The sequence below is a fragment of the Enterovirga sp. CN4-39 genome (assembly GCF_049446235.1).
Lineage (GTDB): Bacteria > Pseudomonadota > Alphaproteobacteria > Rhizobiales > Beijerinckiaceae > Enterovirga.
The window spans coordinates 18636-30944 of the sequence record NZ_JBMSEF010000011.1; the positions used below are offsets into that span (position 1 = coordinate 18636).

Genomic DNA, 12309 nt, shown 5'->3' on the forward strand with positions numbered 1-12309 from the left:
ACAAAAAGAAAAGCCTTAACGGGAGGGTAACCCTTCTCGGAAACCTTCCGTTCACCTTTGGAGGGCGAGCACCGCCCGGGTTCGACAGTGGCAGGGGCAGAGTGACGAAACCGCAAGGCAGCGGCCGTGAGGCAGCGCGCGTATCCAGGGCCGCTCTCGGCCTGGCTATCGGCGCGGCGGCGACGCTGTGCGGGGTGCAGGGCACCCAGGATGCCGTCGCGAACGGCGATACCCGCGCCATCACGATCCAGCACGAGCACACCAAGGAAAGCGCCACGATCACGTTTCGGCGCAACGGCTATTACGACCAAAGCGGGCTGAACCAGCTCAACTGGCTGCTGCGCGACTGGCGCCTCGACGAGCCGACCCGGATGGAGCCGAAGCTCTTCGACATCGTCTGGGAGGTCTATCGCGAGGTGGGATCGCGCGAGCCGATCCGGGTGGTCTCGGCCTATCGGTCGCCCAAGACCAACGCGATGCTGCGCCGGCGCTCGCGCGCCGTGGCCGAGCAGTCGCAGCACATGGCCGGGAGGGCCATGGATTTCTATCTGCCCGACGTGTCCATGAGCCGCGTCCGCGAGATCGGGATGCGGCTTCAGAATGGCGGCGTCGGCTTCTACCCGAACGCCCACAATCCCTTCGTGCACCTCGATGCCGGCAGCGTCCGGTCCTGGCCGCGCATGACCACCGACCAGCTGGCGCGGCTGTTCCCGGACGGGCGCACGGTCCACCTTCCCCGGGACGGCAAGCCGCTCCCCGGCTACGAGCTGGCGCGGGCGGATATCCTCGCCCGCGGCGGCGCGGTCGCGGGGCTCGCCTATGCCCAGGCCGAGACGGGCGGCGAGCGCAAGAGCCTCTGGGCGACGCTCTTCGGCAGCTTCGACGACGAGGACAGCGACTTCTACCGCTCGTCCGCCTCGCGCACCCGCGCGGCGCCGAGCCAGCGCTCGCGCGTCGCCTATGCCGAACCCGTCATGGGCGGCAACAGCGACGATGCGGGCACGCGCGGCTATGGGGCCGCCATGACGGCGGCGGCCGCGCCCGAGCCTGCGCCGGTGGCGAGCCGGCCGCAGCGCGCCGCACCGCCGCCCCCGGAGCCGGCTCCCGTCGCCCAGGCGGTCGCGGCACCGCTCGCCGTCCCGCCGCCGGTCCCGCCGGCGCTGCCTCCCGATGCCCGGCCGCTGTCGCCGGAGCCGATCACGCTCGCCTCGCTGGCGCCGACGCCTCCGCGTCGCCCCGAGGAGGTCGCCCCGCTCCTGGTCGCGGCACCTCTGCCGCCGCTCCGTCCGCTCGCCGGGCCGGTCGTCGCCGGCGCGGCCCCGGTCATCACCGGAGAGATGCGCGGCTCCGTCCGGCCGGCGCGGCTCGCCTCCGTGGCCGCTCCGGGCGACGAGCGGGCGGCCCTCAAGGCCCTGTTCGACGCGGCCGCCATCCAGTCGGCGCCGTCCAAGATGCAGGTCTCGAGGGCCGAGCTCGACGAAGTCCGGCCCGATCGATTCCGCGGCCCGGCCGTGGTTTCGCGCCCCGCGACCCGCTAGTCTCTGCCGCATTCGGCGGCCCATCTCGGAGGTTGTGATGAGTGCGGATCGGGCGAGCGAGGAGTCGCGCCTGGCCGTCTCCCCGGGTGGAGACGAAGGGTTCGCCGAACTCCTGTTCCGGCGCGTTCCGGCCGACGACAGGGCTCCGTATCCGGCCGAGACGCTGGCCGCCTTCGCGGCCGACGCGATGGCGCATCTCGCCGAGCCGCGCCCGCACGGCGCGCCCTCCGTCCGGCTGAGCGACCGCGAGATCGAGCAGGACGGCGCGCGCCGGCGCGTGACGGTGCTCGAGGCCGTCAACGACGACATGCCTTTCCTGCTCGATTCGACGCTCGCAGAGCTCGTCGAGCGGGGCCTCGAGCCGCATCTCGTCGCCCACCCGATCCTGGCGCTCGAGCGGGATGATTCCGGGGCGCTCATCCGGGTGATCGGCGAGGCCGGCCCGGAGACGGGCGAGGGCTCGCGCGAGAGCCTGATCCACATCCATCTCGACGCCCTCCCGGAGGAGGAGCGGGAAGACCTCCTAGCGGGGCTCGACCGCGTCTATGCCGACGTGCGGGCCGCGGTCGCGGATGGCGAGCGCATGCGCGCGCAACTCCAGGCGCTCGCGGCCGAGTACCGGGACAGGCCGCCCTCTCTCGATCCGGCGGAGATCGGGGAGGCGGCCGCCTTCCTGGACTGGCTCGCTTCGGGCAATTTCATCTTGCTCGGCGCGCGGGCGCACCGGATCCAGGACGGGGAGGTCGCCTCCATGCCGCTCGAGGGCTCCGGCCTCGGGCTCCTCCGCAGCCCGGACGTGCATGTCCTGAAGCGCGGCGGCGAGTTCGTCCCGGTCACGCCCGAGCTGCGCGCCTTCCTGGACCGGCCGCGGCTGCTCTTCGTCACCAAGGCGAGCGTGAAGTCGCGCGTCCACCGGCGCGCCTATCTCGACTATGTCGGGGCGAAGCTGTTCAGCCCGTCCGGCCGCCTGTGGGGCGAGTTCGCCCTGGTCGGGCTCTTCACGGCGACCGCCTACACGAATTCGGTCACGGAGGTGCCCTATCTCCGGCGGAAGGCGTCCAGCATCCTCGAACAGGCCGGCTTCGATCCGGAGAGCTTCGACGGCCGGGCGCTGACCCAGGTGCTCGAGGTCTTCCCGCGGGACGAGCTGTTCCAGATCGAGGAGGACACGCTGTTCTCCTTCGCGCTGGACGTCCTGCACCTCACGGAGCATCCGCGCATCCGGGCGCTGGTGCGGCCCGACCGGTTCGGCCGCTTCGTGTCCGTGATCGTCTACGTGCCGAAGGACCGCTACGACTCGGATGTCCGCCGGCGCGTCGGCGAGTACCTGGCCCGCACCTTCGAGGGCCGCGTCTCGGCCGCCTACCCGGCCTATCCGGAAGGCCCGCTGGCGCGGACGCATTTCATCATCGGGCGCGACACCGAGAAGGTGCCGGACGTCCCGCGCGAGACGATCGAGCGGGCGATCGCCAACATCGTCCGGACCTGGGCCGACAAGCTGTCCGCGGCGCTCGCCGAGGCCCTGCCCTCCCCCCGGGCGCGCGAGCTCTCGGGCCGCTATGCGGAGGCCTTCGGGGCCGCCTATCGGGACTTCTTCGATCCCGCCCAGGCGCTCTCCGACATCGACACGATCGAGCGGCTGTCGGAGGCGCGGCCGCGCGCCGTCGACCTCTACCGGCGCGAGGGCGATGCCGACGACCGGGTCAACCTGAAACTCTTCTCGCGCGGCGTCAGCATGCCGCTCTCCGATCGGGTCCCGCTTCTCGAGCGGCTCGGCTTCCGGGTCGTCAACGAGCGCACCTACCGCATCTCCCCGGCCGGCGCCGAGGCATCCTCGCGCATCTGGCTGCACGACATGGCGCTGGAGCGCGCGACCGGCGCCCCGATCGACATCGCGGCGACGGAGGCCAGGGTCGAGGCGGCCCTCCTGGCCATCTTCCGCGGCGTCACGGAATCGGACGGCTTCAACAAGCTCGTGCTCGAGGCGGGGCTCGGCTGGCGCGAGGCCGCCCTGATGCGGGCCTTCGGGCGCTACCTGCGCCAGATCGTGATCCCCTACGGGCAGGACTACCTGGCCGCCGTCCTCGCCCGCCACGCCCCGATCGTCGGCAAGCTGGTGGCGCTCTTCTATGCCCGGTTCGACCCGCATCCGGCGGAGGACCGCGCGGGCGAGGAGGAGGTGCGCCGCGAGCTGGAGGAACTCCTGCGCGAGGTGTCGAGCCTGGAGGAGGACCGCATCCTCCGCCGCTTCCTCAACCTGATGGAATCCTGCGTCCGGACGAACTTCTTCCAGATCGGGCAGAACGGCCTGCCGGTCGAGACGATCGCGTTCAAGTTCGAGGGCGCCCGCGTGGACGAGCTGCCCCGCCCGCACCCGCTCTACGAGATCTTCATGAACTCGCCGCGGCTCGAGGCGCTGCACCTGCGCTTCGGCAAGGTCGCGCGCGGCGGCATCCGCTGGACCGACCGGCCGCAGGATTTCCGCACGGAGATCCTCGGCCTCGTGAAGGCGCAGCAGGTCAAGAACGCCGTGATCGTGCCCGTGGGCGCGAAGGGCGGCTTCTTCCCGAAGCGCCTCCCCGCCCCGAGCGACCGCGCCGCCTGGATGGAGGAAGGCACCGAGGCCTACCGCATCTTCATCCGCACGATGCTGGACGTGACGGACAACCTCGACGGCGACCGCGTCGTGCCGCCGCCGGAGCTGGTGCGGCACGACGGGGACGATCCCTATCTCGTCGTGGCGGCCGACAAGGGCACGGCGACCTTCTCCGACACCGCCAACGCCATCTCGATCGAGAGGGGCCACTGGCTCGGCGACGCCTTCGCGTCGGGCGGCTCGAACGGCTACGACCACAAGGCGATGGGCATCACGGCCCGCGGCGCCTGGGAGGCCGTGAAGCGCCATTTCCGCGAGATCGACATCGACATCCAGTCCGAGCCCGTCACGGTGGCGGGCGTCGGCGACATGTCGGGCGACGTCTTCGGCAACGGGATGCTGCTGTCCCGCGCGATCAGGCTCGTCGCCGCCTTCGACCATCGCGACATCTTCATCGATCCGAACCCGGACCCGGAGCGCGCCTGGGCCGAGCGCAAGCGGCTGTTCGGGCTGCCGCGCTCGAGCTGGGCGGATTACGACCGCGCGCTGATCTCGCCCGGCGGCGGGATCTTCCCGCGCTCGTCGAAATCGATCCGGCTCTCGCCCGAGGCGCGGGCGGCGATCGGCTTCGATCGCGACGAGGCGGCCCCCAACGAGGTGATGAGCGCCATCCTGCGGGCCCCGGTCGGGCTGCTCTTCTTCGGCGGCATCGGGACCTATATCCGGGCCTCCGACGAATCCGACGCCGCCGCCGGCGACCGCGCCAACGACCCGATCCGGATCGCCGGGGCGGAGCTGCGCGCCAGGGTGGTGGGCGAGGGCGCCAATCTCGGCATGACCCAGCGCGGCCGCATCGAGGCCGCCCGCGCGGGCGTCCGCCTCAACACGGACGCGATCGACAATTCGGCCGGCGTGAACACCTCCGACGTCGAGGTGAACATCAAGGTCGCGCTCGCGACGCCGCAGCGCGACGGGCGCCTCGACGGCGAGGCCCGGAACGCGCTCCTGGCCGAGATGACGGACGAGGTCGCGCAGCTCGTCCTGCGCAACAACTACCTCCAGACGCTCGCGCTCTCGCTGGCCGAGCGCCGCGGCGTCGGCGATCTCGGCTTCCTCGAGCGGCTGATGAGCGTCCTGGAGGGCGCCGGCCGGCTCGACCGGGCGCTCGAATTCCTGCCGGGCACGGCCGAGATCGAGACGCGCCGCGCGCATGGGCGCGGCCTCACCCGCCCGGAACTCGCCGTGCTTCTCGCCTATGCGAAGCTGTCGCTGCACGACGAGCTGCTGGCGAGCCCGGTCCCGGACGACCCGTATCTCGGCCGCGAGCTCGAGCGCTACTTCCCGGTCCCGCTGCGGGAGCGCTTCCCGGACGCCGTGGCGGGCCATCGCCTGCGGCGCGAGATCATCGCGACCCAGCTCGCGAACGCCATCGTCAACCGCGGCGGCCCGAGCGTCGTCACGCGCCTCGGCGACGAGACGGGGGCGGACGCGCCGACCATCGCGGCCGCCTATGCGGCGACGCGCGATTCCTTCGCCCTGATCGAGCTCAACAACGCGCTCGACGCGCTCGACGGCCGGATCCCCGGCGCGCTCCAGCTGAGCCTCTACGCCTCCGTCCAGGACCTCACGCTCTCGCGCATGGTGTGGTTCACCCGCAACGTCGATTTCCGCACCCGGAGCCTCGACGAGGTGGTGGGGCTCTACGCGGGCGGCATCGCGGAGGTGGCGGCGAGCCTCGCCGAGGCCCTCTCCCCGCAGGCGGCGAAGAGCTGGTCCGACCGCACGGCTTCGCTCGTCGAGGCTGGCGTGCCGGAGGCGGTCGCATCCCGGCTCACGGCCCTCCAGGATCTCGTCGCCGCGCCGGACATCGTCCTGGTGGCCGGCCGCACCGGACGTCCGGTCGCCGAGATCGCCCGGGTCCACTTCGCGGCCGACGGGCTCTTCGGGCTCGGCGAGCTGGCGAACGCCGCCTTGGCCATCCAGGTCGTGGATCACTACGACAGGCTCGCCCGGGACCGGGCCGTCGATGCGCTCGCGGCCGCCCATCGCAAGCTCACGGCCGAGATCGCCGGCCGCGACGGCGCCCCCGGGGCCGAGCGCGTCACGAACTGGGCCGCCGCCCGCGGCGGCGAGATCGACCGCATCAGGGGCGCCGTGCAGGCCATCGCCAGCTCCGGCCTGACGGTGTCGAAGCTCACCGTCGCGGCGAGCCTCCTGGCGGACCTCGCGAAGGAATAGGCGCCGGCCCGCCAACGCGGCCGCCGCCGTGGCGGTGGCGGGATCCGCGCCCCTCCCCATGCCGGATGCCGCCGATTGCCAACGAGCGCGGCGTGCGGCAGATTTTCGGGGCCGAAAATAGAGCTGCAGGTCGGTAGCTCCTGCGCCCGCATCCCGCGGGTTCTTCCCAGCCACGGCGTCGACCCGAGCCATTCGGGGAGACGCCCTGCGTTGGGCAGGCATCTCCCCACCTTCCGAGGAGATGACATGTCGGCCGCTCCCGTCCTCGCCCTCCTGGCCGCCGCCCTGTTCGCGGGCGCTGCCGCCTACATCACGCTGGTCGAGCATCCCGCCCGGCTCGGGCTGGCAGACGGCCCCATGCTGGCGCAATGGCAGCCGAGCTACAGGCGGGCCCTGCCCATCCAGGCCGGGCTGGCAATCCTCGGAGGCGTGCTGGGCCTCGTCGCCTTCCACCAGCGCGGCGACTGGACCTGGCTCGCCGGCAGCCTCGTCCTGCTGGCGAACTGGCCGTTCACGCTGCTCGCCATCATGCCCACGAACAAACGCCTCCTCGCAACGCCCCTTCAGGACGCGGGCGCGGAAAGCCGCGCGCTGCTTCTTCGCTGGGGCAGGCTCCACAACGTGCGGACCCTTTTGGGTTCACTGGCGGCACTGCTGTTCGTTGGGGGACTTATTGGCTGGTGAGGGGTGGGGTGCGGCCCTGGGCGGACGTTCGATTATCCGCTTAGGGCTAGGCCGGGCAGTATGGGTCGATCGTGCCTAGCTCATTCGAGACGCGCACACCCGCCATTGAGGGCAACGAGCAGATCCGGGCACCTCAGCGGGAGGCGTTCGCGAGCATCGCAGACTTCGCCGCAGAGATGGATCGTGAGGCGGGCGTGATCCTGCCCGTGGGTTGCGGCAAGTCGGGAACGATCGCACTCGCGCCGTTCGCCTTCCGCTCCCGCCGCACTCTGGTAGTTGCGCCGAACCTGCACATCGCACGGCAACTCCACGATACCTTCGATCCCGCTCAGGACGGGATGTTCTATCGCGCCCAGGAGGTATTGGAGCGCGGGCCCTGGCCGGAACTTGTCGAGATCCGAGGGACGACCGCGAACCGGGCTGACCTCGACGCGGCTGAGGTTGTCGTCACGAACATTCAGCAGCTTCAGGGCGCCGAGAACCGGTGGCTCACTTCGCTTCCGAACGACTTCTTCGACCTGATTCTCTTCGACGAGGGGCACCACAACGTCGCCCAGTCGTGGAATACGCTGAAGGCGACATTTCCGGCGGCGAGAGTGCTGAATTTCAGTGCTACGCCGATGCGCGCAGACGGTCAGATCATGGCTGGCCGGATCATCTATTCGTACCCTGTCGCCCGCGCGATCCGGGAAGGCTACGTTAAGCGGCTAAAAGCCGTGGTCCTGAACCCGCGAACGTTGCGGTACGTCCGGCGAGAGGACGGACAAGAAATCGAAGTCGACCTGGATGAGGTTCGCCGCTTGGGCGAGGACGACGCCGACTTCCGGCGCAGCATTGTTACTTCGGAAGAGACGCTGAACACTATCGTAGACGCTTCAATCCGTGAACTCGACCGGCTGCGGCAAGAGGCGAACAACCCGAACCTGAAGATCATTGCGTCAGCGCTAAATTATGAACACTGCCGGCAGGTTGTCGCGGCGTATCGTGCCCGCCGGCGTCGGGCCGACTTCGTGCATTCGCGTGAGGAGGGCGTCGCCAACGAACGCGTCCTTCGGAGGCTCAAAGACAACGAGCTCGACGTCATTGTTCAGGTTCGGAAGCTTGGCGAAGGCTTCGATCATCCCCAACTCGCGGTGGCAGCCGTCTTCAGCATGTTCGGCAACCTGTCGCCGTTCGTGCAATTCGTCGGCCGCATCATGCGGGTCATTACCCAGAACGCCCCGAACGCGCCGGAGAACCGCGGCGTGGTAGTCTTCCATGCAGGCGCCAATTGTGCCCGTCGCTGGTCCGATTTACAGGCATACACTGAGGCCGACCAGGCGTTCTTCGACGAACTGCTCCCCATGGAGGGGCTGGATCTCGCCAATTGGGACGAGCTCGAGGTGGAGCCGGTGCCGCGCGACCCGAACGAGGGGATGGACGTCCGCTTCCAATCCGAAGTCCACATCCAGGAAATACCGCTCCTTGAGGACGACGAGGAAGCGCTCACTTTAATCCGAGCGCTTCGGGACCGAGGGTATGATTCGGAGGCGGTCGCCGGTGCGATGCGTCGGCTGGAGCCGGTTGACGTCACCCGGGTTCGGCAGCGCCAAGCGTCCCGCGCCGCTCTCGATCAAAGAGTTCAAACCGAGGTCGGCCGCATCCTCGGCCAGCGTGGGGTCAACCACCAGGGTCGGGATCTCGACCGACAACGTCGTGGCCGGACGAACTTCGTGGTGCTGAAGTCGGCCATCGACCGGCAGATTCAGACGCTTCTCGGCGTAGGCCCAGGGGAGCGCAGCGAACTCTCCCAGCAGCAACTCAACGACGTGAACGCCCAGTTCGGCGCCCTGGTGGCCCGAGCCGTAACGGAGGTGTTCGGTGGCTAGGATTAGATCGCTTATCACCAGCGCTCACATCGACATCGTCCAGCGCGCCCACGACTGCCAGGGCAACTCCAAGCACCGGCTAAGCAAGGGCGACCGTCGGCTGGCCGTTAAGAGCGATCGCAGTTGGGAAAACTACTGTCTGGAATGCGGAAAACGCATCCTGGAAAGAGACGCTGCCAAGATCGCGTTGCTGCTGCGGGGGATTGACGGCGCCGGCCCTGTTGCTGGCGAGGAAGGCTGATCTTGAACTACACGTTGGGCTTGTCCTGTCGATCTCCAGAGTAGAGAGCCGCTCTCCGGCAGGTTCATGCGAGGCGCGCTTGATAGCTCTTTCTTTTATTCCTATGTGATGGTTATTCCCCTCCGGCGAGGGAGCCGCGTGCGCACCGGTTGCGAGCCAGTGGGGCCGTGACGTGACAATATTTCGGAAAGGCGGCCATATAACGCACGTCGTCGCGCCGGTCTCGCAAGTTGTACGTCTCGGATATTCGCCGGAGGGCGTCATGACTGCTGGTTCGAGCAGGGCGAAAGACTTCACGGTCGAAACCGACGCCTCCGCAGGCTATTGGCACAACAGCCCCGACAACACGCTGCCCCCGCCAGACATGATGGGCGCCTACATGCGGAACCGTCCTGTCCCGGATAACAGCGTTCAAGGGCGCAGGGCCTGGATCATCGGCAGCGGGATCGCAGGCCTGGCCGCCGCCTTCTACATGATCCGCGATGGCGGGATGAGGGGCGAGGACATCACCGTTCTCGACGCGCTCGACGTCCCGGGCGGCTCGCTCGACGGGGCCGGCGGTCCGGAGGACGGCTACATCATCCGCGGCGGGCGCGAGATGAACTGGAACTACGACAATCTCTGGGACATGTTCCAGGACGTGCAGGCGCTGGAGCTACCGGAAGGGTTCAGCGTCCTGGACGAGTATCGCCTCGTCAACGACCACGACTCGAATTATTCGAAGTCGCGGCTCATGCACATGCAGGGGCAGATCCGCGACTTCTCCACATTCGGCCTCTCAGAATCGCAGCAATGGGAGCTGATACGCCTCCTCCTGAAGAGAAAGGAGGACCTCGACGACGTCAAGATCGACGACTACTTCAGCCCGGGTTTTTTCGAGACGAATTTCTGGTTCCTGTGGCGCTCCATGTTCGCCTTCGAGAACTGGCAGAGCCTCCTGGAAATGAAGCTGTACATGCATCGTTTCCTCGACTCGATCGACGGCTTCGGCGACATGTCGACCCTCGTCTTTCCGAAGTACAACCAATACGACAGCTTCGTCCGCCCGCTCGTCACTCACCTCAAGAAGCATGGCGTGAAGGTGCAGTTCGGCACCCGCGCCTATGATCTCGACATGCGTGTCGAGGGCGACGCCCGCACGGTGACCGCCATCCACGCCAAGGTCGACGGCGCCAACGCCACCATCCCCGTCGGCGACAAGGACCTGGTCTTCGCGCTCACGGGATCGATGACCGAAGGGACCGCCTATGGCGACATGGACCAGGCGCCGGTTCTGGAGCGCGGGCGGCACGATCCCGGCAACGACAGCGACTGGGCGCTGTGGAAGAACCTGGCGAAGAAATCCCCCATCTTCGGGAAGCCGGAGAAATTCTACGGCGACGTCGACAAGTCGATGTGGGAATCGGTGACGCTGACCTGCTGGCCGTCCCCGCTCGTCGATCGGCTCAAGGAGCTGTCCGTCAACGATCCCTATTCTGGCAAGACGGTCACGGGCGGGATCATCACCTTCACCGATTCAGCCTGGGTGCTGAGCGTCACCTGCAACCGGCAACCCCATTTCCCGGGGCAGCCGAAGGACGTCCTCGTGCTCTGGGCCTATGCTCTGCTGATGGACAAGAACGGGGATCGCATCAAGAAGCCGATGCCGGCCTGCACGGGACGGGAGATCCTGGAAGAGCTCTGCTACCACCTGGGGATCGTCGATCAGATCGACGCGGTCGCGGCGGCCACGAAGGTGCGGCTCGCGCTCATGCCCTACATCACCGCGATGTTCATGCCGCGGGCGGCTGGCGACCGCCCGCATGTTGTGCCCGAAGGGTGCACCAACCTCGCCCTGATGGGGCAGTTCGTCGAAACCTCGAACGACATCATCTTCACAATGGAGAGTTCGGTCCGCACCGGCCGGATCGGGGTCTATACGCTGCTTGGGCTGCACAAGCAGGTGCCGGACATCAGCCCGGTTCAGTACGACATCCGCACGCTGCTCAAGGCCGCGCGCACGATCAACAACAACGAGTCGTTCCCGGGCGAACGTCTCCTGCATCGGCTGCTCGACAAGACCTATTACGCCCACGTCCTGCCACCGCTCCCGGCCCAGGAAGCCTCCTCCCGCGAGGGAGCGCAAAGCGAGCTCAAGCATCTTCTCGAGAAGGGCGGCCACGCGATGAATGCGGCCGGGGAGTGGCTCGAACAGCTTCGCGAGAACTTCACCGGTCGCAGACGCTGAAGCGCTTCGTGCGAACGGAAGCGGCAATTACGCCCGTCAGGCGTTGATCACGTTGTCCGGCACCTTGTTTTCGTCAGCACCTCGGCCTGCTCGCTCCGGGCCTTCAGCATCTGCTGTTCCGGCTTCTCCATCAGAAGCCGGAACGACAGGCTGCGCAGCGCCTGCACCCGCTGTGCGGCAGCCGGATGGATCTCACGGCAGGCACAGCGACTCGATGGTTGCTCGGTCCTGAAACCTCCTGCCCTCTCCCACCCCCGGGAGAGGGCGCGCGGCGGCGCGGGCGGGCTCGTCATTGCGAGCGTAGCGAAGCAATCCAGCCTCTCCCCGCTCGCCCCGGCGCAGGCCGGGGGCCAGCCCCTGGGCACCGGCTTTCGCCGGTGTGAGCGGGATCCCAACTTGACAGATCTAGCATTTATTCCTATATTGCCGTCACTCGTCTCCGGCGAGGGAACGGCGGTCGACACCGGGCACCGTTGTCGGAGAGGAGGGCGGGTCCCGAGGTCACGGTCCGGTAACCGGGGCATTCGGGCGGCTGACCGGGCGTTTGCCCAGGGGCCGAAAAGACCGTCGCGGGATGCTGGGAGGGACCTGAGCACCCACCCGACATAGCGCTCTACAAATCGAAGGCCGGTGAACCGGCATCCCGCTCCCTCACAGGATTTTCGGGCCAGCTCCTTGAACGCATTCGTGGTGGCCGACCTCGGACCGGGGACGGACGGCGCGTGGGCGCTTTCCCCTCCCCCTCGTGGGGAGGGCGGACTCGGGCAAAGCCCGAGCCGGGTGGGGGCGCTCCGCCTGGCACCCGCTCGACGGCGGGACACCCCCCACCCCGGTTCGAAGCTGCGCTTCGACTCGGCCCCTCCCCACGAGGGGGAGGGGAGACACGCCCCACCCGGCCCTCCGCTCCGCTCGGGCCA

6 protein-coding genes are annotated in these 12309 nt (G+C 68.5%); all 6 read left to right on the top strand.

Annotation, left to right across the window (positions count from 1 at the left end; translation table 11 throughout):
- Positions 1-101 precede the first annotated feature (101 nt).
- The 6 genes from ACO2SS_RS17750 (at position 102) to ACO2SS_RS17775 (ending at position 11392) form a co-directional block, all read left to right on the top strand.
- The gene (locus ACO2SS_RS17750) at positions 102-1538 is read left to right on the top strand and encodes a DUF882 domain-containing protein (protein ID WP_423279099.1); all 1437 of its coding nucleotides are present in this window, start codon (positions 102-104) and stop codon (positions 1536-1538) included.
- A 37-nt stretch (positions 1539-1575) separates the two neighbouring features.
- Positions 1576-6372, top strand: coding sequence for an NAD-glutamate dehydrogenase (locus ACO2SS_RS17755; protein WP_423279100.1), 4797 nt, complete (start codon positions 1576-1578; stop codon positions 6370-6372).
- A gap of 246 nt (positions 6373-6618) precedes the next feature.
- Entirely contained in the window at positions 6619-7056 is a 438-nt protein-coding gene (locus ACO2SS_RS17760; RefSeq protein ID WP_423279101.1) for a DUF1772 domain-containing protein, read from the top strand.
- Positions 7057-7127: 71 nt separating this feature from the next.
- Entirely contained in the window at positions 7128-8924 is a 1797-nt protein-coding gene (locus ACO2SS_RS17765; RefSeq protein ID WP_423279102.1) for a DEAD/DEAH box helicase, read from the top strand.
- Positions 8917-9165 (top strand): hypothetical protein, encoded by a 249-nt coding sequence (locus ACO2SS_RS17770; RefSeq protein ID WP_423279103.1) that lies wholly within the window; start codon positions 8917-8919, stop codon positions 9163-9165. Before ACO2SS_RS17765 ends, ACO2SS_RS17770 begins: the two co-directional genes overlap by 8 nt.
- 262 nt (positions 9166-9427) lie before the next feature.
- A complete protein-coding gene (locus ACO2SS_RS17775; protein WP_423279104.1) occupies positions 9428-11392 on the top strand; it encodes an oleate hydratase in 1965 nt (654 codons plus the stop codon).
- Positions 11393-12309: the final 917 nt, after the last annotated feature.